This window comes from Helicobacter anseris (genome assembly GCF_003364335.1).
In the GTDB taxonomy this organism is placed as follows: domain Bacteria; phylum Campylobacterota; class Campylobacteria; order Campylobacterales; family Helicobacteraceae; genus Helicobacter_H; species Helicobacter_H anseris.
On record NZ_NXLX01000020.1, the window covers coordinates 1 to 24,391 of the forward strand.

General features: G+C 30.0%; 25 protein-coding genes and 1 pseudogene. 15 read left to right on the forward strand and 11 right to left on the reverse strand.

All coding sequences use genetic code 11. From position 1 onward, the window contains the following. From CQA57_RS06800 to CQA57_RS06815, 3 genes are all read right to left on the reverse strand, one after another. Positions 1 to 3,684: beta strand repeat-containing protein (locus tag CQA57_RS06800; protein ID WP_147288360.1), on the reverse strand; the 3,684-nt coding region annotated here is incomplete at its 3' end. A 332-nt stretch (positions 3,685 to 4,016) separates the two neighbouring features. Then, positions 4,017 to 5,192, reverse strand: coding sequence for an acetate/propionate family kinase (locus CQA57_RS06810; protein ID WP_115579488.1), 1,176 nt, complete (start codon positions 5,190 to 5,192; stop codon positions 4,017 to 4,019). 13 nt (positions 5,193 to 5,205) lie between these two features. Continuing rightward, the gene (locus CQA57_RS06815) at positions 5,206 to 6,123 is read right to left on the reverse strand and encodes a bifunctional enoyl-CoA hydratase/phosphate acetyltransferase (RefSeq protein ID WP_115579489.1); all 918 of its coding nucleotides are present in this window, start codon (positions 6,121 to 6,123) and stop codon (positions 5,206 to 5,208) included. Between the two features lie 330 nt (positions 6,124 to 6,453). Between CQA57_RS06815 and CQA57_RS06820 the strand changes: the two genes are divergently transcribed. Then, a complete protein-coding gene (locus CQA57_RS06820; protein ID WP_115579490.1) occupies positions 6,454 to 6,711 on the forward strand; it encodes a hypothetical protein in 258 nt (85 codons plus the stop codon). A gap of 27 nt (positions 6,712 to 6,738) precedes the next feature. Here CQA57_RS06820 and CQA57_RS06825 read toward each other — a convergent pair whose 3' ends face one another. Continuing rightward, positions 6,739 to 7,485, reverse strand: coding sequence for a 3'-5' exonuclease (locus CQA57_RS06825; protein WP_115579491.1), 747 nt, complete (start codon positions 7,483 to 7,485; stop codon positions 6,739 to 6,741). After that, the gene (gene rpe / locus CQA57_RS06830; protein WP_115579492.1) at positions 7,482 to 8,123 is read right to left on the reverse strand and encodes a ribulose-phosphate 3-epimerase; all 642 of its coding nucleotides are present in this window, start codon (positions 8,121 to 8,123) and stop codon (positions 7,482 to 7,484) included. Before rpe ends, CQA57_RS06825 begins: the two co-directional genes overlap by 4 nt. Positions 8,124 to 8,203: 80 nt before the next feature. Between rpe and CQA57_RS06835 the strand changes: the two genes are divergently transcribed. From CQA57_RS06835 to CQA57_RS06860, 6 genes are read left to right on the forward strand one after another with little or no spacing between them, the layout of a single operon-like run. Next, positions 8,204 to 9,034, forward strand: coding sequence for a class 1 fructose-bisphosphatase (locus CQA57_RS06835; RefSeq protein WP_115579493.1), 831 nt, complete (start codon positions 8,204 to 8,206; stop codon positions 9,032 to 9,034). Then, a complete protein-coding gene (locus tag CQA57_RS06840) occupies positions 9,031 to 9,225 on the forward strand; it encodes a hypothetical protein (protein WP_115579494.1) in 195 nt (64 codons plus the stop codon). Before CQA57_RS06835 ends, CQA57_RS06840 begins: the two co-directional genes overlap by 4 nt. Further along, a complete protein-coding gene (locus CQA57_RS06845; RefSeq protein ID WP_115579495.1) occupies positions 9,222 to 10,307 on the forward strand; it encodes a DUF354 domain-containing protein in 1,086 nt (361 codons plus the stop codon). Before CQA57_RS06840 ends, CQA57_RS06845 begins: the two co-directional genes overlap by 4 nt. Before the next feature lie 9 nt (positions 10,308 to 10,316). Next, positions 10,317 to 11,093, forward strand: a complete 777-nt coding sequence (locus CQA57_RS06850) for a pyridoxine 5'-phosphate synthase (RefSeq protein WP_115579496.1) — start codon at positions 10,317 to 10,319, stop codon at positions 11,091 to 11,093. After that, a complete protein-coding gene (gene pdxA, locus CQA57_RS06855) occupies positions 11,086 to 12,006 on the forward strand; it encodes a 4-hydroxythreonine-4-phosphate dehydrogenase (RefSeq protein WP_115579497.1) in 921 nt (306 codons plus the stop codon). The genes CQA57_RS06850 and pdxA overlap by 8 nt, the downstream gene beginning before the upstream one ends. After that, positions 12,003 to 12,608, forward strand: coding sequence for a hypothetical protein (locus CQA57_RS06860; RefSeq protein WP_115579498.1), 606 nt, complete (start codon positions 12,003 to 12,005; stop codon positions 12,606 to 12,608). The genes pdxA and CQA57_RS06860 overlap by 4 nt, the downstream gene beginning before the upstream one ends. Here the strand turns inward: CQA57_RS06860 and CQA57_RS06865 are convergent. From CQA57_RS06865 to CQA57_RS06875, 3 genes are all read right to left on the reverse strand, one after another. Beyond that, on the reverse strand, positions 12,597 to 13,055 hold the full coding sequence (locus CQA57_RS06865) for an acyl-CoA thioesterase (RefSeq protein WP_115579499.1): 459 nt from the start codon (positions 13,053 to 13,055) through the stop codon (positions 12,597 to 12,599). The genes CQA57_RS06860 and CQA57_RS06865 overlap by 12 nt on opposite strands. A 76-nt stretch (positions 13,056 to 13,131) precedes the next feature. Then, positions 13,132 to 13,461 (reverse strand): hypothetical protein, encoded by a 330-nt coding sequence (locus CQA57_RS06870; protein ID WP_115579500.1) that lies wholly within the window; start codon positions 13,459 to 13,461, stop codon positions 13,132 to 13,134. A 17-nt stretch (positions 13,462 to 13,478) separates the two neighbouring features. After that, on the reverse strand, positions 13,479 to 14,807 hold the full coding sequence (locus CQA57_RS06875; protein WP_115579501.1) for a sulfite oxidase: 1,329 nt from the start codon (positions 14,805 to 14,807) through the stop codon (positions 13,479 to 13,481). A gap of 173 nt (positions 14,808 to 14,980) precedes the next feature. Between CQA57_RS06875 and galE the strand changes: the two genes are divergently transcribed. Further along, a complete protein-coding gene (galE, locus tag CQA57_RS06880) occupies positions 14,981 to 16,024 on the forward strand; it encodes a UDP-glucose 4-epimerase GalE (RefSeq protein WP_115579502.1) in 1,044 nt (347 codons plus the stop codon). Here the strand turns inward: galE and ruvC are convergent. After that, positions 16,002 to 16,466 (reverse strand): crossover junction endodeoxyribonuclease RuvC, encoded by a 465-nt coding sequence (gene ruvC, locus CQA57_RS06885; RefSeq protein ID WP_115579503.1) that lies wholly within the window; start codon positions 16,464 to 16,466, stop codon positions 16,002 to 16,004. The two genes, galE and ruvC, sit on opposite strands and share 23 nt — an antisense overlap. 126 nt (positions 16,467 to 16,592) lie before the next feature. Here ruvC and dnaA point away from each other — a divergent pair, with 126 nt between their 5' ends. From dnaA to CQA57_RS06905, 4 genes are all read left to right on the forward strand, one after another. Beyond that, positions 16,593 to 17,882, forward strand: a complete 1,290-nt coding sequence (gene dnaA, locus CQA57_RS06890; protein ID WP_115579504.1) for a chromosomal replication initiator protein DnaA — start codon at positions 16,593 to 16,595, stop codon at positions 17,880 to 17,882. Between the two features lie 162 nt (positions 17,883 to 18,044). Further along, positions 18,045 to 19,109, forward strand: a complete 1,065-nt coding sequence (gene dnaN, locus CQA57_RS06895; RefSeq protein ID WP_115579505.1) for a DNA polymerase III subunit beta — start codon at positions 18,045 to 18,047, stop codon at positions 19,107 to 19,109. A gap of 13 nt (positions 19,110 to 19,122) precedes the next feature. After that, positions 19,123 to 21,441 (forward strand): DNA topoisomerase (ATP-hydrolyzing) subunit B, encoded by a 2,319-nt coding sequence (gene gyrB / locus CQA57_RS06900; RefSeq protein ID WP_115579506.1) that lies wholly within the window; start codon positions 19,123 to 19,125, stop codon positions 21,439 to 21,441. Positions 21,442 to 21,472: 31 nt separating this feature from the next. Continuing rightward, a complete protein-coding gene (locus tag CQA57_RS06905; protein ID WP_211305568.1) occupies positions 21,473 to 21,676 on the forward strand; it encodes a superinfection immunity protein in 204 nt (67 codons plus the stop codon). Between the two features lie 2 nt (positions 21,677 to 21,678). Here the strand turns inward: CQA57_RS06905 and CQA57_RS06910 are convergent, their stop codons facing one another. Continuing rightward, entirely contained in the window at positions 21,679 to 22,365 is a 687-nt protein-coding gene (locus CQA57_RS06910; protein ID WP_115579508.1) for a hypothetical protein, read from the reverse strand. A 58-nt stretch (positions 22,366 to 22,423) separates the two neighbouring features. Between CQA57_RS06910 and plsY the strand changes: the two genes are divergently transcribed. Genes plsY through CQA57_RS06925 form a run of 3 tightly spaced genes read left to right on the forward strand, consistent with a single transcriptional unit; the run spans position 22,424 to position 23,910 of the window. Continuing rightward, positions 22,424 to 23,095 (forward strand): glycerol-3-phosphate 1-O-acyltransferase PlsY, encoded by a 672-nt coding sequence (plsY, locus tag CQA57_RS06915; protein ID WP_211305569.1) that lies wholly within the window; start codon positions 22,424 to 22,426, stop codon positions 23,093 to 23,095. Next, positions 23,092 to 23,418: a dihydroneopterin aldolase gene (locus CQA57_RS06920; RefSeq protein ID WP_115579509.1), complete on the forward strand. Its 327-nt coding sequence runs from the start codon at positions 23,092 to 23,094 to the stop codon at positions 23,416 to 23,418. The genes plsY and CQA57_RS06920 overlap by 4 nt, the downstream gene beginning before the upstream one ends. A 12-nt stretch (positions 23,419 to 23,430) precedes the next feature. Then, the gene (locus CQA57_RS06925; protein WP_115579510.1) at positions 23,431 to 23,910 is read left to right on the forward strand and encodes a GlcG/HbpS family heme-binding protein; all 480 of its coding nucleotides are present in this window, start codon (positions 23,431 to 23,433) and stop codon (positions 23,908 to 23,910) included. Between the two features lie 40 nt (positions 23,911 to 23,950). Here the strand turns inward: CQA57_RS06925 and CQA57_RS08160 are convergent. Further along, positions 23,951 to 24,391, reverse strand: a pseudogene (locus CQA57_RS08160) (hypothetical protein); the annotation flags it as partial.

The following is a 24,391-nucleotide window of genomic DNA, read 5'->3' on the forward strand; positions in this document are numbered from 1 at the left end:
ATATAAACCATTTTTCCATCCAGTTGCTTTGCTTGCTCCATCTTGAACATAAGCATTATAGATTGCAAACTCTATAGCATTAGAAGTTACATCTTTAATACCTTTAGAAGAACCATCAATATCTATAGAACTATTAGAGCTTGTAAGAGAATTTGCATAAGAGAGTGCAAAACCTAAATAATTATTAGCTCCACTAAATCCAAAGGCATAATCATAACCTGCTTGGAATGTAGTATAGAGTGCTTTAGTTTCTAAAGAGAAGTTAGAAGTTTGCATACCATTAAAGATTCTAGCCCATGCACCTTGAGAATTCGCATTCTCTCTTAATTCACCCATTCTTTTATTTAAGCTATTCATATTAGCTAAATAAAGATCATAATTACTTCCAAGAGCTGCTGCTGAAGCTTGTTGGTTAGCAGTAGAAGCACCTTTGGAACCAACTGAGCCAATGAAGTAAGTGGTGTAGCCTCCGCTATTAGTATATTTACCAGTTGCATCTGTAGTTTCTGTTACAAATCCAGCTGAGATAACATCAAATCCTTGAATAGAATTTTGAGATTCAAATTTTGTAACTTGCTCACTACCTGTTCCTTTAACTGTAGCTACCGCAATATTACCTGTTGTTTCTGTTCCAGTATTTGCAGCATGTTTGATACTATAAATATCTGTAGAAGAATCTAGGATAGTTTGAATGTAGTTTGTTCCTTTATCTCCACTATGCACAACAATTCTATCTGCATAAACACTTCCATAATTTGTTTTAGTTTGCTCATTATTATATTGACTTCCAAGTGTTACATTACTTTGATTTGCACCATCATTCACATAAACCATAAATAAACCATTGCTTCCTTTAAGACCATCAGTAGTAGCTACTGGTGCAGTATCTTTATTTTGCACAGTAGTGCTACTTCCAATTTCAAGTAATCTAAACCAATCTCTATTTGGTGCTGTAAAGTTATCATTACCATCATTTGCAATGTTAATAATTGTATTTGTTTGCATAAAAGTATTATCCAATACTTGTGCAGTATCAATCTGTGCTATACCTGTTAAATCTAAAGTTTGTAATTTTGCAGTGGCTGTAGATTTACCTGTTCCAGCTAAAACAAACTTAGCTCCACTCTCCATTTTTAAAGTGATATTAGATTTATCAGGATCTATTGCTAATTGACCAACAAATGCTGAATTTTGCTTTAAATTAACATTGTAAGTTCTAGAGGTAGTGCTTCCTTCAAGATTAAATATACCACCAATAGCTAATCCTTGCACATCAATTTCATCTACATTGCTTGAAGTATTTCTTTTTGTGGTTAGTGTTAGAAGTGTGCCATCTTCTTGTTTAAATAAATCTCCATAGTAATCTACAAACTTGATAGTTTCTCCACCAACACTTGAGCTATAACTAGCTAAAAGCAATCTTACACCATCTTGATAGGTTACGCCTAGCACTTTTCCATTTGCTACATTGGTAACACCATTGCTGCCTGAAAAATCATCATTTACAGTTCCGCTTGTTTTATTTCCACTAGCAGAAGTTGTTCCACCATCATTACTACTTGCAAAGATTAGATTTGTAGTAGAAGATGAAGTATAGTTGATTTTAGCACTAACGCTTACAGGTCCTTGCATTACAATGTTTGTAGTTCCACCATTAGCATTAATGTTATAAGTTGGAACAAGATCTCCTGTACTTATTGCAGAACTTGTTTGTCTTAAAACTAAGTTTGTAGTTCCACCATTTGTTGTAAGAGTTCCTGAATTACCCAATGCTGTTGGTGCCCATATTTTATTTTCAAAGACAATATTGTTAGTTCCACCATTTGTTGTGATGTTACCTGTAAGACCTACTAATGCCTTTAAAGCACTCATATCAGCACTGGTAGTTAAGGTACTTGGTGATGGAGATGGTGTTGTTGAAGTAGTTGCTGTGCCTTTGATAGAAATGTTATTAGTACCAGCATTAGCTGTAATATCTCCTGTGATAGAGGAATTACCGTTTAAGGTAATATTATTACTAACCTTATCATTTCCCTTTAATAACTTAACATCAGCATAAATAGCACTACCATCACCACCTGTAATAGTATTTTTTGCATTTGATGTTGCTGCATTAGAATCATTAGAGATTGTAACTTTTTTATCTTGAGAACCTATTTTAATTGCACCAGTTGCATTAATTGTATTATTACCCCAAGCACTTGTTACATTACCATTGATAGTGATAGTATTTGCCTTAATCTCATTTTTACCACTAGAAGCACTAATTCCTCCAGAACCCACTTCTATGCTTCCATTATTTTCATCAAATGTAATTTTATTTTCGCTTGGCATTTTACCATTTGATGCAGTAATAGTATTTGTTTTAAGTGTTCCATTGGTTGTTGAAGTAATTTCATTTTTATTTATGCTATTGTAATTACCAGTAGCTTCAATCTTATCTACATCAATAGTAAGTGTTTTGGCAGAAATGGTATTAGTAGCTGTTCCACCACCATTAGCAGTAATAGAATATTTACTTGTGCCACTACTACTATTTTTCCCGATAGTTAATGTTCCACTATCTGCTTTGATAGTATTAGTTCCAGCATTGCTAGTAATACCACCATTGATAGCAAGAGTAGAATCTGTAGTATTAAGTGTAATTTCATTAGTTCCGCCAGAAGCAGTAATATTTCCTGTGATAGAGTTGGTAGAATTTGCCTTATTTTGAACTCCACTAGTAGTAGTTGCTCCAAAAGTTATGGTATTTTTTGATTGTTGTGCTGTAATATTACCATTGATTGTATTAGTTCCAGTTCCGTTAAAAGCAATAATATTAGTAAAATAACCACCACCGCTTGTTGTAGAAGCATTTATATTTGCATTGATTGTTGCATCTTCATTAGTGTCACTACTAACACTATTAAAAGTAATGGTATTATTTCCTCCAGATGCAGTGATTGTATTACTACCACTTGTCCCAATACTTCCGCCTTTTTCAAAAGTTATATCATTGGTTCCATAGCCACCAACATAAGCACCAGCACTAGCAGTAACATTTCCTGTGATTTTATTGCTATCGCCTTTAAAGATTATAGTATTTTTAGCTACTTGATATGTGCTATACTTCGCACTAGCACTTACATTACCTTCAAGATTACCATTTTCAAAAGTAATAGTATTGTTTCCAGCTGAAGCATCAAGATTTCCTTTGAGGCTTGCAGTACTTTGAAAGGTTATTTCATTTTTATGACTCACTGCATTATAAAAATTCCCATGACTTGTGAGAGTGATATTCCCTTCCACATTTTTGCCAAAATTTGCAGTGAATTTACCATTTTTAGCTTCTCCACCATTTTGGTTCCCCTTACCAGCTAAAATATAAATATTTCCTTTAAAAATATTCTCTGTATTAAGAGTAAAGCTTCTTTGATTATCATTAGCTGTGTTATTGAAATCAATTGTCATTGTTCCAGTGCCAAGATCAAACTTCTTAGCACTAAACTCTGTATCGCTAAGTGTAACTTGTGAAATATTTTGTCCAAAAGTAACTTTGTTTGTACCAGCATCATAATTAATTGAACTATCTGCTGTTTTCCCAAATAAAAAAGTAATACTTTTTGTAATGTCAGTGCAATTATTAGAGCTTGTGCAACTACCTGTAATAGCCTGAGCACTTGCAATATTTGCACTTAAAAACAAAGCTAGAGAACTAGCAACTAAAGGTTTGAAAATTTTTTTTGAATCTTTTGAAGAGAAAGAAGCATTTAAAGAATTACTATACCCCCCCCCCTCATTGCATTAAATTTTTGTTTCATAACAAAAACTCCTTTTTTAAGATTTTAATTTTTTACTTTAAAAGTATTTAAGCTCTTTATTTTTAAAGTAAGACAAAAATTATATATTAAAAAATTGCTTTTTTGACATTTTCTTAACAAATAATAATAAAAAAAAAGGGGGGGGGGGTGCTATCTATAAATAGCGTATTTTAGGTAACTACAGGGATTGAAATCTCTGTAGTTTTTTAAGTCAAATTAACTTAATGCTTTTGTATCAAGCACAATCATCAATTCCTCATTTGTAGGAATTGCAAACACTGCGATTTTGCTATCCTGAGCACTGATAGCTTCTGTGCCTCTTGTTTGATTTTTATTTTCATCAATCTTCACGCCTAAATACTCCAAATGTTTGCACACTTCTGATCTAAAATATGCAGAATTTTCACCTACACCGGCAGTAAATATAATCCCATCACAACCATTCAAAGAAACCATTAGTTTTGCTATTTCTTCTGCAACACGATATGTCATAAAATCAAAGGCTCTTTTAGCTCCTTCATTTTTATCAATATTACATTCAAGTGTATAGAAATTTGAACTAAACTCTGACAAACCACCAACCCCTGATTTATAGTAAAGAAAATCTCTTATCTCATCGACACCATACCCCTTGCTCTCCATCAAATAAAGCAAAATTCCAGAATCAATAGCTCCTGGTCTTGTTCCCATTGGAACCCCATCTAAAGCAGTCATACCCATAGTTGTCATCACAGATTTTCCATTTTCAATGGCACAAAGGGAAGCACCTGATCCAATATGCGCAATAATAAGTTTTTTATCTGCTATATTTGGATAAGAATCTTGCATCTTTTTTGCGATATATGCATAAGAAGTCCCATGCATTCCATAGCGTCTTACACCCTCTTTGTAAAGAGAATAGGGGATAGCATACATTGTTGCATTTCCTTGCATACTTTGATGAAATGCCGTATCAAAAACTGCAACTTGTGGCATATCTGGAAACATTGAATGCATCAATTTAATGACGCGTAAATTATGAGGTTGATGCAAAGGTGCTAAAGGTATAAGGCTTTCAATATCAGCAATTACCTTATCATCAATTCTTACTGATTTGTTAAAAATAGTTCCACCATGCACAACTCTATGACCACAAGCTCTTAATTTATATTCTTTGAAAGTCTCTAGTATCCAAGAAATGAGATATTCTAAAACTAGTGCGTGATTATGCGCTTCTTTTTGGCTCCATAAATGCTCTGCAATTACATCACCATTTGCATTCTTTGCTTTAAAACTTGGAGCAAGGTCTATACCCTCTACTTGCCCAGAAGCAATAGCATTATTTTCTAAATCAAAAATTTTGAATTTTAAGCTAGAACTACCAGCATTGATAACTAAAATAATTTCTTTCATTTTTTACTCCTTTTTATTTACTTGCAATAACAGCTAGGGCTGAAGAAGCCACTCTTGCCTCTGCATTATCTGCTCTTGATGTCAAAATAACTGGAACCTTTGCTCCTAAAACAATGCCCGCAACCTTTGCATAAGCAAGATATACCAAAGCTTTAAATAAGATGTTTCCTGATTCTATTTGTGGCGCAATTAGAATATCTGGGTCTCCACAAACAGGGGAATCTATTTTTTTAATTTTGGCTGATAATGAAGAAATTGCATTATCAAATGCCAATGGTCCTTCAACTATTGCATCTTTTATGCTCTCTTTTGCTTTTTGAGAAATCTCAAATGCCTCCATTGAACTTGGAATCTTTTCATAAGGCATCTCTACAGCACTTAGTAAAGCAACTTTTGGGATAGAGATTCCGAGTTGTTGTGCAAGATAAATACTATTTTTTAAGATACTGATTTTTGCATTTACATCAGGAGCAATATTGATAGCACAATCAGCGATAATCAATGCTTTGTGATATGCAGGAATATCCATAACAAAAGCATGTGATACATTATTTTCTGTTCTTAATCCCGCATCTCTTTTTAAAACCGCCCCCATAATATCATTGGTATGTAAATTTCCCTTCATCAATGCCTTTACTTCACCTTTTGTTGCAAACTCTACAGCCTTAGCAGCTGCTTCTTTGTCATCAATAGCATTGATTATTTCAAAAGAAGTAATATCAAAACCAAAATCTTTTGCAGTTTGCTCAATCTTTTGTCTATCACCAACTAAGATTGGATCTATCAAGCCAGCCTTATAAGAATCAACCACTCCGCTTAAACTCGTCTCATCTGTAGGCTGTGCTACAGCAACTTTGATCCTTCCTTTTGCTTTAGCCTTTTGCAATATAGTGCTAAACACATTATATTCTCTACCTTCTAAATTCTGCATTTTTACTCCTTTTTTGATGTTAAAACTACAAAAATACACAATTCTGAAAAAGCGTCCGCTAAATACAAAACTATGTTGCAATTTTTATAATTTTTTGTAAGAGCAATTTTATCAAAAATATTTTTTGAGAAACCCCATGTTAAAAAAATATTTAAATTTTTATCATTTTTTGCTTTGATTATTTAAAAAATATGATAAGTGGATAATCCTTGAATAGACCAAAATTTATATAAGGTTAGACTTTACATTTCTTTGATTTTTGAATTAACTATAAAAAACTAAAAACTAGTTATAATAGAGCTTTGATTTTAATCCAAAAAAGGAGTAATTATGGCAGATGTAAGTATCACACCAGAAAGCATTTTAGAAAAATTAAAAGAAAAGGGTGCAAAATTAGTTTGCCCATCTTGTGGTGGCAAGGATTTAGGAATTGCACCAGGTTTTGGGAATCTTATGCTTCAAAATAAGATTGATGGTAATGTTAGTATTAACAGCCCTTATGTTCCTGCAGTTTATACAGTTTGCAATAAATGTGGTGCAATGACTCCTCATGCTGTTGCAGTATTAGGAATTCTAAACCAACAATAAATCTCTCTAACCCATCTAAAAGATGGGTTAAATTTTCTTTCCTCTAGAAAACTCTATTAAATCCTGAACACTCTTGATACCTTTTGGTAAATTTAGCATTGCAATCTCAAAAACCCTTAAACAAGCAAGTGCATCTTCATATGCTCTGTGATTATTGTGTATATTGATTCCTAAAAATTTATTTAGATAAGCAAGAGAATGCCTTAGAGATAAAATACTTTTTCTTGAAAGTTCTACTGTGCATATTCTAGGATTTAAAAGCCCTACTTCCCCATATACACTTATTCTTTGGCTAATGAAGCTATAATCAAAATTTACATTGTGTGCTACAAAAACACTATCTCCTAAAAATTTTCTAAAAGCATTTAAAGCATTTTTTTCACTTGGTGCATCTTGTAGCATTTCTGTATGAATATTTGTAAGCTCTATAATATTTTGAGGAATAAAGTCCGCAAATACCAAAGTTTGAAATTTATCAATAATCTTGCCATTGTGATACTTAATAGCACCAATTTCTATAATTTGGGATTGCAAAGGCTTTGAACCTGTAGTTTCTATATCTACAAAACAAAAGGTTGTATTTTTATAATCCTTGTAGGAAGTTTCTAACTCTAAAAAATCATCTTTTTCTAAAACCCAAAACCCTGCTGTTTTTAGAATCTCCAAAGCTAGCTCATCATTATCTATCTCAAATAAGTTTTTAACATAGCTTAAAAAAGATTGTTTTGAGACTTTTTTTGCTTGGAATTTATTATAAATTTTATTGTAAATCATTGTTTCAGCGATAAAATTGCTTGTTTATAATCTTTTTGAGAAAAAATATAACTCCCTGCAACAACAATATCAACTCCGCTATTTTTTAAATCTAAAATATTTTTATCACTTACACCACCATCTACTTCAATCAAACATTGTGGATTTTCTAAAAGTATCAATTCTTTTAATCTTTTAATCTTTTCTATAACATTTGGTATAAACTTTTGACCACCAAAACCTGGATTGACACTCATCAAAAGCACCATATCAATATCTTTGATTATATATTTAAGATTCTCTTGGCTTGTATGAGGATTGAGCACAACTGCTGGTGAAATTCCATAATTTCTAATTTGCTGGATTACACGATGTAAGTGTTTTGTTTCCTCTATATGAACACTTATATATTTAGGTTTTAGTGGAGCAAATAAATCTACAAAAAATGGAACATTTTCTACCATAAGATGAATATCTAAGGGTTTTTGACAAATCTTATCAATATTTTGCAAAACTACGGGACCAAAAGTGAGATTTGGAACAAAATGTCCATCCATAATATCAATATGAATCAAATCTGCACCAGCATCACATATAGACTTTATTTCTTCTTCTAACTTCAAAAAGTTTGCAGACAAAATACTAGGAGCAACGAGCATAAATTCCCTTAAAAAAAATTTTCCAAAAGAATATCATAAAACACAATAAGATATAATTAAACAAAAAGTTAAGGTTAAAAATGCAAGAAATTTTTGAAACTCTAAAAATACTAGCTCAAGAAATCCAAGGTCTTTTATGGCGAGCAAATGCAAATTATCTTGAAAGCAGTAATAGTAATGGTGATCAACAATTAGAAGTCGATGTTATGGCAGACAAACTTATTGAAAAAAAACTATTAGAGCTTAAGTGCATTAAGGGTGTGTGTAGTGAAGAAAAACAAGAAGCTATATACAAACAAGAGGGAGATTATCTAATCGCTTATGATCCTTTGGATGGTTCTTCTCTTGTAGATAGCAATCTGAGTGTCGGATCAATTTTTGGAATCTATACTCAAGATTTTCAAGGCAAAAATCTAAAAGCAAGTGCTTATATTATTTATGGTCCTAGAGTTGAGATTGTATTTGCACATCAAGAAATACAATATCTTAGTTTCAATGGTAAAGAATGGATAAAAAAACCTACGCCCATATTACAAAATAAAGGAAAAATAAATGCCACTGGTGGAACACAAAGATATTGGGATATAAGACATAAAAAGATTATAGAATCTTTCTTTGCTTCTGGATATCGCTTACGCTATTCTGGTGGAATGGTTCCTGATTTGCACCAAATACTAATCAAAGGTGGAGGTATTTTCAGCTATCCTGCAACAACTGATGCACCAAAAGGAAAATTACGCAAGCTCTTTGAAGTATTTCCTTTTGCATATATCTTTGAATTATGCGGTGGGGAAGCGATTGGAGAAAATGGTATCAGGCTTTTAGAACTACCTTGTTCAAATTTGCATGACACAACACCTTGTTATTTTGGAAGCAAAGAAGAAATTTCTAAATTCAGGAATAATCAATGAGTGAAAATTTGGATCAATTTGATATTAAACTAAATGAAGAGCTTCAAAATCTGCAAGAATGCCAAAAAAATAAAAATTTAGATTCTTGTTTGAAATGTGAAAATATTATGGAATGTGAATTACGCAAAGGATATGTAAAAGCTGTATATGAAAGTATGAATAAAGGTCAGGGTGGGGATTTTGAATTTTGATTTGGTTAGATATTACAGATCCAAAATATGTTCTATTTTTTAGACACTTTATTCCTTTATTAGAAAAATTAGATAAGGTTATTATTACTACAAGATATAGTAAAGACTACAATGAATGCTATAAATTATTAAAACTTTTCAAAATAAAATGTATTTGTATTGGAAGATATGGGGGAGATACTCAAAATGGAAAACTTCAAGCACGCCTAGATAGACAAAAAAGTTTTATAAAGCTTTTTGAAAAAATAGGCAAACCAAAGTTATTTATTACTGGCGTAAGTGTGGAAGGCACACACACAGCATTTGCACTAGGCATACCAATCATACAATTTTCTGATACACCCTTGGCTAGCGATACTTTTACAATTAAAAAAATCACAGCTGTGGCAAAACTCACATTGCCTCTAAGCACATTGATTTTTCGCCCATTTGTAGTGCCTGAAATTTGTTATAGTTCTTTGGGAATCCAAAGTAAAAATATTATTTCTTATGATTTTATTGATGTGGCACTTTGGCTTAAAGACTTAAAAAAGGGAAAAGATTTTAGAAAATCTTATGGATTAGATATTACAAAACCAACTTTGCTTTTACGAGAAGAAGAATATAAAGCACATTATGTTAAAAAGAAATTACCTGTTATCTACGATAGTATAAAACTATTAAGCACTTTAGATGTTAATCTTGTTTTAATGCCGCGTTATGGTGACTTAGAGTTAAAAGCAAATTTCTCCCACATCAAGAATCTTACAATTTTAGAAAAAAAATTAGATCCTAGTGATTTTTATCCTTATATTGATATGCTTATTGGGGGTGGAGGCACAATGAATTTAGAATCTTGTTATCTTGGTATTCCTACAATTTCTACACGCTCATTATTTTTATTTCACGATAAATATTTATTAGAAAACAATCTTATGCATCATTGTCAAGATGCAAATATGGTATTTGATATAGTAAAAAAATATCTAAATACAGGATTTAAAAGACAAGATAATAAACATTTTTTTGAAAAAGAAAATGCAAGTTTTGAGAGAATTTTTAAAATTATTAAAAAATTCTTTAACCTATCTTTATCAAATTAAGGAGCAAAAATGCAATTAGGCCTAAATATTGATCATATTGCCACACTTAGAGAAGCTAGAAAAATAAATGATCCTGATCCTTTAGAAGCAATTTTTATCGCTAAAAATGCTGGTGTGTCACAAATTACTATTCACTTGCGAGAAGATAGGAGACATATCAATGACTTTGATGTTAAAAGAATTATAGAATCCTCCTTTTTACCCATAAATATTGAATGCTCTATTGATGAGTATATTGTGGATTTTATTTGCAAACAAAAACCCTATAAGGTAACTTTGGTTCCTGAAAAAAGAGAGGAAGTTACCACTGAGGGTGGATTAAATATGGAAAATAACAAAATAAAAGATGTGATAAAAGAATTCCAAAAACATGATATTTTTGTGGCAACTTTCATTGATCCAAATCTATCTGCACTAGAATTATCAAAAAGCTATGGTGCTGATGGTATAGAAATTCACACAGGCTATTATGCAAACTTAACTCTTATGCTTTACAGCAACCTTAAAAATACTCACAACAGTATTAAAAACCTAGAATTAGACAAAAATTCCTTGATTCAAGAGATAAATACATCTCTTGAAACTATTAAAAATATAGCAATGCGAGCAAAAAAACTTAATTTAGGTGTATATGCTGGACATGGACTTAATTATTTTAATGTCAAAGAAATTGTAAAAATACAAGAAATAGAAGAGTTAAATATCGGTCAAAGCATTATTGCAAAATCTGTTTTTGTCGGTCTAAAAGAAGCAATAAAAGATATGTTGGATTTAATGCGTGTATAAAGTTGGTATTAGTATTGGGGATAGTAATGGTATTGGACCAGAAATACTACTCAAAAGTCATCATATTATAAAACAATATTGCAAGCCTTTTTATTGTGTTCACAAAGAGTTTTTAAAAAAATTGGCAGAAATATTAAAATTAGATTTCCCAAAAGATGCTGAATTCATAGATATTGACGCAAAAATCCCCTCCTTAAATATAGCCCAAATCTCTGCAGATTCTGGATTATATAGCTATCAAAGTTTTTTAAAAGCTTGCAAATTAGCGGAAGAAAAACAGGTAGATTTTATTACCACCTTACCTATACATAAATTTGCTTGGAAAAAAGCAAATATAGATTTCATCGGACATACTGAAGTTCTTAGAAATCGCTATAAAAAAGAAGGGATTATGATGCTTGGATGTGAAGAGATGTTTGTAGCTTTATTTTCAGATCATATTCCATTAAAAATGGTAAGCAAATTGATACAAAAAGATAAAATTAAACAATTTTTATTCAACCTTTATCTTTGTATAAAAGAAAAAAATATTGCTGTTTTAGGGCTCAATCCACATTGTGGTGATAATGGACTTATTGGCACAGAAGATTTTATCATTCAAGATGCTATCAAAGAAATCAATACTGAACTAAAAGAAGAAATATTTAAAGGTCCTATAAGTGCAGATTCTGCTTTTACTCCGATGCAAAGAAAAAAATATAAGTATTATATTGCTTTTTATCATGATATTGGTCTTGCTACTCTTAAGGCTCTGTATTTTGCACAAAGTATCAATGTAACTCTAAATATTCCTATATTAAGAACTTCTGTTGATCATGGTGTTGGTTATGATATTGCCTATAAAAATTTAGCTGATATTCAAAGCTATATCAATGCTATACTTTTAGGAATAAAGTTTAAAGGTAAGCAATGAAAAAAAATTATGAAAAAATTATAAATGAACAAAAAAACTATATTCAAACTTTAGAAAGTATGTTTAATAGGGCTTGTGTAGAAATTGCTAATCAAAAATATATCTTTGAACAAACTAATAAAAAGATAGAAAAACTCAATCAAAGCGTAGATACGCTACTTGAATTTTTGGTTGATACAGAAAAGCAAAATGATAAGAATCAAATAAGCTTGCAGGAATATTTAAAATCCTTTAATATCAAGGCACAAAAAAATTTAATTTTTGGTATCAATATTGAACAAAAATTTATTAAAAATAGCAGTATTCCTACAATTCAATATCATCTTTTTCAAAATTCTTGTTTTATTCAAGAAAAAATTTCCCTTTATGGGCTAATTTCAAAAACAAAAAAAGATCTCACAACTATTGGTCAAACTTTTTGTAAATATATTGAGCTTTGTTTTAAAAAGAAAAAAGAATCTATTTGTGGAATTGTGTATATTACACAAATAAACGAGGAAATTTTTTTAGATTACTATGGGGATAAAAATATACAAGAAGATACACAGAATTTTATTAAAATCTATATGCAAGAAGAAAGTTTAGAAAATTTATTTTTGTAGGCGCTTTCTTCTTAAAATAGCATTTTCCCATCTGCGTTTTTCAATCTCTGTTTGTGGTTCAAATTGTGGAATCTTTACCTTTTTTCCATTCTCAATTGCAACCATTGTAAAGTAACAACTATTACAATGTTGTAAAGATTTATTTTTTATATTTTCACTGAGAACTTTTATTCCAACTTCGCAACTTGTTTCTCCAGTATAATTTACACTTGCTAAAAATGTAAGCAATGAGCCAATGGGTATAGGCTGTTTAAAAATCACACTATCAACAGCCATCGTTACAACTCCTACACCACAATATCTAGTAGCACAAGCATAAGCTACTTGATCTAGTAATTTTAACAATTCTCCACCATGCATTACACCACTAAAATTTGCCATTGATGGAGATACTAATATAGACATTGTCAAAGTTTTTGTATCAAAAGAATGAATATTATTTTGCATATAACTTCTTTAATTAAATTTTTTAAAATACTAACAATATTTAGTAACTCTAATAAAGTTACTAAATATTTTTGATTTATTTCGGTGGTAAAAGATCTTTTGAAAGTATAGGCCTACGTCTAGAAGTAACTTCTTGTGGATAATTTGTTTCAAGATAAGTAAGAATAATATTTTCAGTTTCAGGGTCAAATTCCCAAAGTCCTTGAGTTTCTTGCATCCATCTAATAGAAGCAAGCCACTCTTCACGACTTCCTCTAGCACTAGTAAACATACTTGCGGCATGACAAACTGTGCAATTATTTTTAACTTCTTCAAATCCTTTTGATATTTTTAATCCTGTATCAGGATCAATTTCAACACCATAACTTACTATTCCTAAAATAAAAGCAAAAATTAGCTTTTTCATTTTTTTTCCTTAAAGTTTTAGATTACACGAACTGCGATTCTATGACAAGAATTACTGAGATATCCTCTTGGATTCCATCCTGGTAATACCATTGGTTGAGATATACCTTTATCATCAACTGCTCTTGCCCAAACTTCATAATACCCTTCTTGAGGGAATTTTACATTTGCACTCCATTCTTGCCACGCTAAACGATTGATAGGTTTTTTAAGTTCAGCTTTTTGCCAAGTTCCACCAAAATCAATACTTATCCACATTTCTTTGACACTGCGATCACCAGCCCAAGCTTTTCCTCGAACTTGAAGCTCTTTATTAAGAGGAGTTTTTATACCAGAAACTGGGAAAGTAATAATAGATTTAACTACCATTGATTCTAAAACACACATATCTTTATCTTCTACTTTTTCTCCTGGAGCAACAGGTTTGCAAGGCATACGATAGCTTTGTCCATTCATTTTTTCTCCATCATGCACCTTATTGCGAATGACAATCTTTTTTAACCATTTTCCTGAAACGCTTGCAGACCAACCACCAATAGCTAATCTCAATGGAAAACCATTCATATAAGGAATAGGTTCTCCCTCATATTCCCAAGCAATTAAACTTTCATCTTCAAGTGCCTTAGACATTGGAACACCACGAGAAATAACTTCTTTGTCTGGATTATTATCAAGTCTTGTATCTGCTCCATAATATGCAACATATACTGCATCTTTTTTTATTCCGCAATATTCAAGCACATCTCTTAATCTCACACCTGTCCATCTACCACATCCTACAGCACCAAGTTGCCATTGATTTCCTTTAGTTGTTGGAACAATTTCAGCCCTTGAATTTCCTGCACATTCAATTGTAAGAGCATAAGTATAAGTTTTAAATTTTTTCTTTAATTCTTCAATAGTAAATTTTTGAGGATTTTTACAAGATTCTCCACTAATTTCAAGTGTCCAAGTTTTTGGATCTAAACTAGATTCTTCTGGTGCATTTCCATTATTTCTAATGAAAAAATATTTTGGTTCTGTAAATGGACTATCAAGCAATTGAGGTGGTGTCTCTGCTGTCATTGGTTTATCATTAAGATAAATCAATCCATCTTTTCCAGGAACACTAAAAGGAGTATCACTATTTGCAAATAAAGCAGGCATTACTCCTGCTGGCATATTTTCTGCAAAAGGAATATTAGAACCAATAACTGAAGCCATCGCTAAAAGCGAAGATTTTCTTAAAAAACCTCTTCTTGTAAGTGGATTTACCTCTCTTCCAAAAATATCTAAATCTGCTTTAAAAGGATCTTTTGCATAAGTATCATGCATACCACGTTCAATATTTTTTTTATCTTTTTTCATATTCTTTGCTCCATATTCTCTTAAGTTTAAATTTTTTTGATTTTTAAAATTGTTATTCTACTAAAAAGTAATATTTTATTTTTCTTAATTTTGTAAAAAATTTAAAATTTTATTTCCTAAAATTTATCTAGGCTTTGAAGTATAATACCCTAAAGAAACTAAAAAGGATTTTCATGGGTTATATTCTAGTTACTGGTGGATGTGGATATATCGGATCACATACTATCTTTGAATTTTTAGAAAATACTCAAAATAAAATTATTATTATTGATAATCTCTCTACAGGTTTTTTACAAAATTTTAATTTTTTAGAATCTAAATTTAAAGATAGGATAGAATTCATCAAATGTGATCTTAGTGAAAGACAAAAATTAGAAGAAATTTTTAAAAATAAAAAAATTGAATGTATATTACATTTTGCAGCTTCTCTTATTGTTGAAGAATCTACAAAAAATCCTTTGCTTTATTATCAAAATAACACAATGAATACAACAAATCTTATAGAACTTTGTATTAAATACCAAATAAAAAATTTTATTTTTTCTTCTACAGCAGCAGTTTATGGGGAACCATATGGAGAATTTGAAAGTATAGATGAAAATTTTATGCTTGCACCAATCAATCCTTACGGATCTTCTAAAATGATGAGTGAAAAAATATTAGAAGATACAGCTAAAATATATGATTTTAATTATATTGCTTTACGATATTTTAATGTCGCTGGTGCAAATATAAAAAATAAAGACTTAAATCTCTATGGCGGTTTAGGACAAAGAAGCAAAAATGCTACACATTTGATAAAAATTGCAATTGAATGTGCGGTTAAAAAAAGAGAGAAAATGGGTATCTTTGGTAATGATTATAATACTAGAGATGGAACATGTATAAGAGATTATATTCATATAAATGATTTAGCAAGTGCTCATCTTAGTGCATTTGATTATTTACTGCAAAATAAAAAATCAAATATTTTTAATGTTGGTTATGCTAGAGGTTATAGTGTAGCAGAAGTCATAAAAGCTGTGAAAGATATTACAAAACAAGATTTTTTAGTGGAAAATCAACCTAGAAGAAATGGAGATCCTGCAAAACTAATTGCAAATAATAAGAAAATTTTAAAACATACAAATTGGAAACCAAAATATGATGATTTAGAAATCATTATACAAACTGCTTATGATTGGGAAAAATATCTTAAATTCTCTGAGAATGTGTAATCGCAACAGCAATTGCATCAGTAATATCTAAAGGTTTTATTTCTCCTTTGAGATTTAAGATTCTCTTAACCATAAAAGCGACTTGATTTTTATCAGCTTTTCCATTTCCTGTGAGAGCTTTTTTTACCTGTAATGGAGTATATTCTGCGAAATTTCCAAAATCTTGCAAGATTTTTAAAGAAAGTGCTCCTCTAAATTGAGCAAGTTTAATCACACTTTTTGGATTATACGCATAAAATATATCTTCAATCGCAATACTATCAATTTTATGATTTTTTAAAACCAAATCAATTCCATCAATAAATTCTGTAATTTGATATTGCAATATTCTTTCTTTAATTTTTATAAAACCCGCTTCTACTAAAGATAATTTTTTATTTTCAAAATTTATGATTGCATAACCGCAATTCCTACTACCAGGATCAATTCCTAAAATATTCATATAAAACCATCTACATTTTAATAATTTAATAACATAAAATAAGATTTATTATATAATTTAGGAAGATGATTTTGCTAGTTTTTCACAAAAAAATCACATATGTGAAAAAAGGACTTTTGAAAGAAAATGACACAAAAAAACCTTGATGAAATATTTAAAAAAGAATTTGATGAAGCAGATTATAAAACATATATTTCAAAAATAAAATATAGTGAGAATCACTCAAAACAGGACATTATAGGGTTTTGTGTTGCAAATATTTTTCTAGCTAACTACATAAAAACTAATTATACCGATAAAATTATCAATATTTTTGAAAAATATTACAATATAAGGCCACAAATACGCTTTTTTTCGGAAATTCAAAAAAAGAATGTGAAAAATTCAAAACAAATCATTCAAAGGACAGAAACTATATTAAATCCTTCTTATACCTTTGAAACATTCATTCAAGGAGAATCTAATAAATTTGCCTATGAAATTGCAAAACAAATTTCTGAAAAACAAGCAAAAAATTATAATCCTGTATTGTTTTATGGTGGGACTGGTCTAGGAAAAACACACCTTCTAAATGCCATAGGGAATAAAGTCATAGAAAAAAATAAAAATGTGATTTATGTAACAGCAGAACAATTTATGAATGATTATATTGCAAGATTACAAAGCAATAGTATGGATAAATTTAGAGAAAAATATAGGCATTGTGATTATCTTCTTATTGATGATGTCCAATTCTTTGGAGGAAAACAACAAATCCAAGAAGAATTTTTTCACACTTTTAATGATTTACATTCTAAAAATAAACAAATTGTTATGACAGCAGATAAAAGCTTAAAACAAATCATAGGTTTAGAAGATAGACTAAAATCAAGATTTGAATGGGGAATCACAGCAGATATACAACCTCCTGGACTTGAAACAAAAATAGAAATTATTAAACAAAAATGTATTATAAATCGTATTGATATAAATCAAGACATTATAGAATTCTTAGCTTCAAATGTCAGTGAAAATATTAGGCAAATTGAAGGTTTAATCATAAAACTTAATGCTCAATCCTTATTACTTGGACAAACAATTACTCTAGCTAGTGCAAAAAATGCACTTAAAGATATACAAAAAGAAAATCATGAAAATATAAGTATTGAAAGAATTATTAAAGCAGTAGCAAAAGAATTTAATATTAAACCTAGTGAAATTGCATCAAAAAATAAACATAAAAATATTGCAAAAGCTAGAAGAATTGTTATTTTTCTATCAAGACAAATGATTCCAAACTCTATGGCAATGATAGCTCAATCATTAAATATGAAAGATCATAGCGCAGTATCTAAAGCCTATACCACAGTTAATAAAGAAATCAACGAAAATGCTTCATTAAAACTTTTAATTGATGAAATTAGAAATAAGCTATAAGCATACTTTTTATTATTTTTAGATACAATTAAGCACATCTTTTGTGAAAACTTTTTGAAACAAAAATCAAATGAAAAAAGCTCATTTTGGTAGTTATAAGTTTTTTTCACAATTTTCACAAATATACTAATACTACTAAATTATTTTATTTAAGGATCTCTGATGAAATTTAGTGTCAATAAAAACAGCTTTGAAAATGTCTTAAACCACTTGCAACCTTTCTTAGATAAAAAAGACTCTTCGCAAATAACTTCACACATATACTTTGAAACTTTTGAAAACAAAATATTACTAAAAGCTACAGATTATGAAATAGGTCTAGATACAAATATAGAAATCAAAAAAGAAATAGATGGAAGTGCAACGGTTAATGGAAAAAAAATATTAGAAATTATTAAAAGATTAAAAGATGGTGATCTTACATTAGAAACAGATTCTCAAAATATCCATATTACACAAGGAAGATCAAAATTTAAACTTCCAATGTTTGATACTAATGAATTCCCAAAAAATATCAAAAGCCAAAATCAAAATAAAATAAATATTGATACTTCAAATTTTATTCAATCATTAAAAAAAATCATACCAGCAATTGATTCTAATAATCAAAAAATATCACTTACAGGAGCTTTATTAGAACTCAAAGATTATCATTTTAGTTTTGTAGCAACAGATACAAGAAGATTAGCTCTTATGAGACAAGATATCCAATCTATAGAAAGCTTTTCGATAATTTTGCCAAAAAAAGCAATCAATGAAATCATCAAACTTTTCCCAGATAATATGGAAATTTATTATAGTGATACACAACTTACTATCCAAAATGAATACTATAGTTTTTTCACAAAACTCATCAATGATAGATTCCCTGATTATGAAAAAATTATTCCAAAAGAATTTAAAATTCAAATGAAATTACCAAAAGATGAAATCATAGATGCAATTAAGCTTATCAACTCTTTATCTACAAAATTTAGAATGACTTTCAAACAAGGTGAAATTTTATTTGAAACAATGTCAAATGATAGTTCAGAACAAGCTCAAACTCAAATTGAATTTAGCACAGGCTTACAAGAGGAATTTTCTATAGGAATTGATTCTAGATATATGTTAGATTTCCTTGCTCATATTGAAACTCCAGAATTTGAAATATGTATCAATGAATCAAACACACCTTTTATTGTAAAAAGTGGCAATTTTTCAACAATCATATTACCAGTAATTTAATCAAAGGCTTTTTATGGAAAATAAAAATTATGGCGCAAGTAATATAAAGGTTTTAAAAGGGTTAGAAGCTGTTAGAAAACGCCCTGGAATGTATATAGGGGATACAAATATCAATGGCTTGCATCATATGATTTATGAAGTTGTAGATAATTCTATTGATGAGGCAATGGCTGGACATTGTAATAGCATCAAAATTACTTTAACTACAGAAGGTAGTGCTATCATTGAAGATAATGGTAGAGGTATTCCTGTAGATATGCACCCTACAGAAAATATGCCAGCTGCTACTGTTGTTTTGACAGTGTTGCATGCCGGAGGAAAATTTGATAAAGATACTTATAAAGTTTCTGGTGGATTACATGGTGTAGGTGTTAGTGTTGTTAATGCATTATCTAAAAAATTGATTATGACAATCAAAAAAGATGGAAATATTTATCGTCAGGAATTTGAAAAAGGTATCCCAACAACAAATCTTAAAATTATTGGCCAAACAAAAGAACATGGAACAACCATAGAATTCTTCCCTGATGGTGAAGTTATGGAGGTTTTGGATTTTGATGCAGATATTTTGATTAAGCGTTTCAAAGAAATGGCTTATTTAAATCAAAATGTCACTTTATTTTTTAAAGATGAAAAAACAGGAAAAGAAGAAAAATATCATTTTGAAAATGGCTTGCATCAGTTTGTAGAAGATATAAATAAAAAGCCTTTTATTTCCCCTATTATTAGTTTTCAAGCGATGGAAGAAGATACAGAAGTAGAAATTGCACTTGCTTATAATGAAGGATATGATGAAAAAGTTTTAAGCTTTGTAAATAATATTAGAACACCTGATGGTGGAACACATGAAGCTGGTTTTAGAGCAGGGCTTAGTAGAGCTATTATGAATTACATTGAAGCAAATGCAAATTCAAGAGAAAAAGATTCTAAAATTCAAGGTGAAGATGTCAGAGAAGGTCTTGTAGCAATTATATCTACTAAGATTATGGAACCACAATTTGAAGGACAAACAAAAGGAAAGCTTGGAAGTTCTTTTGTTAAACCAATTGTTCAAAAACTTACTTATGAAAAACTTGCTAAATTTTTTGAAGAAAATCCAAATGAAGCAAGAGCTATTATGCAAAAAGCTTTGCTTGCGGCTAGAGGTAGAGAAGCTGCAAAAAAAGCTAGAGAGCTAACTAGAAAAAAAGATTCTCTTAGTGTAGGAACACTTCCTGGAAAATTAGCAGATTGTCAGAGTAAAGATCCAAAAGAATCCGAAATTTATCTTGTTGAGGGTGATAGTGCTGGTGGTAGTGCAAAACAAGGTAGAGATAGAGTCTATCAAGCCATATTACCTCTAAGAGGAAAAATCTTAAATGTTGAAAAATCTCGTCTTGATAAAATCTTAAAATCAGATGAAATAAAAAATATGATTACAGCTTTTGGTTGTGGGATTGGTGAAGAATTTGATATTGAAAAATTGCGTTATCATAAAATCATTATTATGACTGATGCTGATGTCGATGGTAGTCACATCCAAACACTTCTTATGACTTTTTTCTATCGTTATTTAAAACCACTTATAGAAAATGGTCATATTTACATTGCACAGCCTCCACTTTATAGATTTAAAAAAGGTAAAAAAGAAATTTATCTCAAAGATGAAAAAGCTTTAAGCGAATTCCTAATAGAAAATGGGATTGAGAATTTTAATTTTGAGGGTATTGGTAATAAAGAACTTTTAGAAATTCTAAAGTTTATTGCACACTATAGAAGTATTTTAAAAGAATTAGAAAAAAGATATCCGATGATTGAATTGGTAAAATTCCTAATAGAAAATAGAGATTATATTTCTTTGAGCTTTGAAGAAATGTATGAAAAAATAGAAATTTTCTTAAAAAATATAGAATGTAATATTTTAAGTAAAAGTATTTCACAAGAACAAATTACTCTTTATATCCAAACAAAAACAGGTTTGGTAGAAATGAGTATTGATGAAAATCTTTTTGTTGATAATTTCTTTGAAGAAGCATATTTTATTTACAATAAAATTATTGAAAGAAATCTAGATTTTGCTAAAAATAAAGATTTGATTCAATTGCTTGAAGAAGTTGAGGATTCTGCTAAAAAAGGTGCTTATATACAAAGATATAAAGGTTTGGGAGAAATGAATCCAGAACAGCTATGGGAAACTACAATGACTCCGCAAAATAGAACCCTAATCAAAGTAAAATTAGATAATGATGAAAAAGCTGATGAGATTTTTACATTATTTATGGGTGATGAGGTAGAGCCAAGAAGAGTTTATATTCAAGAAAACGCTAAAAATGTAAAACATTTGGATGTTTAATAATATACAGATATTAGAAGGAGTTGAAATTGTGCATCAAACTTCTTCATTATGGTATTATTTAGTATTTCTTTTTGGAATTTTAGGTTTTTTTATTTATTTTTTACCTACTTTTATTGCTTTCAAAAGAAAGCATAGTAGTAGATATGGAATCTTGATTATCAATTTATTTTTTGGTTTTACTTTTATCGGATGGATTATCACTCTTGCTTGGTCGGTAAGTAAAAAAGACTAAGCTTAGAATGTATAACTAAAATTTAAATAAACTTTATAGAGAGGATATACAGCTATAGCAACTATATATGCCTGTGCTTCTTCATAATTTAACTCAACAAATTTTCCAAATGGAAGTTTAACACCACCACTTAAATTCATTTGACCTTCTTTACCAAAAGCTTTATATAGACCAAAATTTACAAATGGCTGATGTATAACTTTTTCTTTATAAGAATTTTGCATTTTATCACTAGGTATTCCAAAATCCCAAATACTATTGACATGAGCTACAAGACTACCAAAACTAAAATCATACCCCCCACCTATAAATAAGCCTATAGAATTTGGCCTATTTTGAAAAGCTAAAAAATAATCAGCAGAAAGACCAAGCTGAAAAAGATTCAAATAAGATTCAGAAACTGCACTATAATATCTCCTATAATCAGAATTCAAAGAAAATTTAAAAGCATTCCAGTTATTGATACTGAGGAAATATCCTGTTTGTATGCCAATGTTTGGATCTATCTTTGTAGCACTAGAACCATTTACATTTGTTGTAAAAAGACCGTTAGAATCCTGAATAATAATAAATTCACTTAACAAAGAAGCATCAAAATTGCCTCCAAAATTTCCACCGACAAAAAATCCTGATGGTATAGCATACATATAAAAATTAGTTAATAAAACAAAAATAATCTTTCTTAACATATTCATTCCAAAATTTAAAATTTGTTATAATTGTAGCATTTTTTGAAAAAGGCTTTATATGATAGATACGGTAATGAGTGTAATTACAAATATAAATGTATTGTTTTATCTTTTTGCTTATTTATTTGGTGGAATACCTTTTGGTCTTGTTTTAACAAAAATATTTTTTCAAATTGATATTAGAAAAGTTGGATCTGGTAGTATTGGTGCTACAAATGTTTATCGTGCTATCAAAGAGATTCAACCACAAAAAGCAAAATTCTTTTCAATAATCACTATTTTACTAGATGCCACAAAAGGTCTAATAGTTGTTTTATTTGCTAAGATTTTTGGTTTAGAGTATTCTGTGCAGTGGATGATTGCACTTTTAGCAATATTGGGGCATTGCTATAGCCCTTATTTAGGATTTAATGGTGGAAAGGGCGTAGCCACTGCGATTGGTTCTGTTTTTTTACTTATGCCTATTGAAGGAATTTTAGGATTGATTATTTGGGGTATTATTGGAAAGGTATTAAAAATCTCTTCTTTATCAAGTTTATTTGGTGTTTTGAGCGGAATTTTATTTACTTTTATCATTCCAAATATTTTTGATTTACCTCAAAGTATCAATATCACAAAACAAATCCATTCTCATGTTCCTGTGATTTTAATAGGGGTTTTGATTATCTATACACATATCCCAAATATTAAGCGTTTATTAAAAGGTGAAGAAAAAAAGGTAATTGAGTGATTTTTTCAATCATCATAGAAAAATTGGAGTTTGAAACAATCATTGGTATTTTACCTTTGGAGAGAGAGAAAACTCAAAAGATTCTAGTAGAAGGAATCTTTGAGTATGAATCTCAAGAATTTTTAGATTATGTTGTTTTAAAAGATATGATTAAAAATCTTTTTATAAAAAATCAATATTTACTTTTAGAAGATGCTATACAAGATATTGCAAAACATTTAAAGAAGCATTTTTCTTGTCTAAAAAGTATAGAGATGAGTATAAAAAAATTAGAAATACTACAAGATTGTATTGTAGGGATAAAAACTAAGATTATTTTTTAAGAAAGGATTATCATGAAAAAAATTTTAATGAATATTTGTTTATGTAGTTTTATGTTTGGTGCATTACCCCAAATACCAGTGCTTACTGGAGAATTAGCGGCAAAAATCGCTCAAGAGAGTGTAAGACAATGCAAAAATGATGGTTATGCTGTAAGTGTAACAGTAGTGGATAACAAAGGTGAGATTTTAGCAGTAGCTAGAAGTGAAGAGAGTGCCCCTCACACTATTCAAGCAAGTTTCAAAAAAGCATATACTGCTACATCAATGAAAAATTCCACTGCAAATATCGCTCAAAATATTGCTGAGGGAAAAGCATCAGAAGGACTGATAAAACTTAATGATAATTTTGTGTTTTTAGGTGGAGGATTACCTATAAAATTTGATGATATAGTTGTTGGTGGTGTGGGAGTAGGTGGTGCTCCTGGGGGTCATTTAGATGAGAAATGTGCTCAAGTTGGTATCGATAGTATTCAGATGTTTTTAGGGGAATAAAATTAAAATAGATTTATGTATTTTATCTCAGACACAAATATTATTTCTTTTCTTCTGCCTTAAACTCTTCAATTCTTTTAACTAACTCATGAGGGAAGCCTACGCGTCTATAAGCTTCAATTCTAGGATCAAGCTTCCTATCAAGCTTCCCTGCTTCAAAGAGTTCATCTAACTCTTCAGGGAAGTAGTAGTAAGGAGCATTGATATAACCTTGAGGAGGGGTAACTGCCATAATTTTGGCTTCTAGGAGAGAAATATCTAAATTGAGTTCAACTTGCTCTTGACTCATATCGTCGTGATATGGTGCATCATAACCACTTAATTCTTCTTTTTGCCATTGCAAAATTGTTCTCCTAAACTCTTCTCTAGTTTGCTTGTTAGCTCTAGCTTCTCTAGGGTCTAGGAGTTTTCCTGCTTGAACTTGCTTGTAGAGCTTGTTTGTTGTATCTCCAAGTGCATCATAGACACTAAAATCCATAAT

Bases quoted from the DNA above. Each gene is read 5' to 3' on its own strand.
- CQA57_RS06810 (WP_115579488.1), bottom strand. From the start codon at position 5,192: ATGAAAGAAATTATTTTAGTTATCAATGCTGGTAGTTCTAGCTTAAAA.
- CQA57_RS06815 (WP_115579489.1), bottom strand. From the start codon at position 6,123: ATGCAGAATTTAGAAGGTAGAGAATATAATGTGTTTAGCACTATATTG.
- CQA57_RS06820 (WP_115579490.1), top strand. From the start codon at position 6,454: ATGGCAGATGTAAGTATCACACCAGAAAGCATTTTAGAAAAATTAAAA.
- CQA57_RS06825 (WP_115579491.1), bottom strand. From the start codon at position 7,485: ATGATTTACAATAAAATTTATAATAAATTCCAAGCAAAAAAAGTCTCA.
- rpe (WP_115579492.1), bottom strand. From the start codon at position 8,123: ATGCTCGTTGCTCCTAGTATTTTGTCTGCAAACTTTTTGAAGTTAGAA.
- CQA57_RS06835 (WP_115579493.1), top strand. From the start codon at position 8,204: ATGCAAGAAATTTTTGAAACTCTAAAAATACTAGCTCAAGAAATCCAA.
- CQA57_RS06840 (WP_115579494.1), top strand. From the start codon at position 9,031: ATGAGTGAAAATTTGGATCAATTTGATATTAAACTAAATGAAGAGCTT.
- CQA57_RS06850 (WP_115579496.1), top strand. From the start codon at position 10,317: ATGCAATTAGGCCTAAATATTGATCATATTGCCACACTTAGAGAAGCT.
- CQA57_RS06860 (WP_115579498.1), top strand. From the start codon at position 12,003: ATGAAAAAAAATTATGAAAAAATTATAAATGAACAAAAAAACTATATT.
- CQA57_RS06865 (WP_115579499.1), bottom strand. From the start codon at position 13,055: ATGCAAAATAATATTCATTCTTTTGATACAAAAACTTTGACAATGTCT.
- CQA57_RS06870 (WP_115579500.1), bottom strand. From the start codon at position 13,461: ATGAAAAAGCTAATTTTTGCTTTTATTTTAGGAATAGTAAGTTATGGT.
- CQA57_RS06875 (WP_115579501.1), bottom strand. From the start codon at position 14,807: ATGAAAAAAGATAAAAAAAATATTGAACGTGGTATGCATGATACTTAT.
- galE (WP_115579502.1), top strand. From the start codon at position 14,981: ATGGGTTATATTCTAGTTACTGGTGGATGTGGATATATCGGATCACAT.
- ruvC (WP_115579503.1), bottom strand. From the start codon at position 16,466: ATGAATATTTTAGGAATTGATCCTGGTAGTAGGAATTGCGGTTATGCA.
- dnaA (WP_115579504.1), top strand. From the start codon at position 16,593: ATGACACAAAAAAACCTTGATGAAATATTTAAAAAAGAATTTGATGAA.
- dnaN (WP_115579505.1), top strand. From the start codon at position 18,045: ATGAAATTTAGTGTCAATAAAAACAGCTTTGAAAATGTCTTAAACCAC.
- gyrB (WP_115579506.1), top strand. From the start codon at position 19,123: ATGGAAAATAAAAATTATGGCGCAAGTAATATAAAGGTTTTAAAAGGG.
- CQA57_RS06910 (WP_115579508.1), bottom strand. From the start codon at position 22,365: ATGTTAAGAAAGATTATTTTTGTTTTATTAACTAATTTTTATATGTAT.
- plsY (WP_211305569.1), top strand. From the start codon at position 22,424: ATGATAGATACGGTAATGAGTGTAATTACAAATATAAATGTATTGTTT.
- CQA57_RS06925 (WP_115579510.1), top strand. From the start codon at position 23,431: ATGAAAAAAATTTTAATGAATATTTGTTTATGTAGTTTTATGTTTGGT.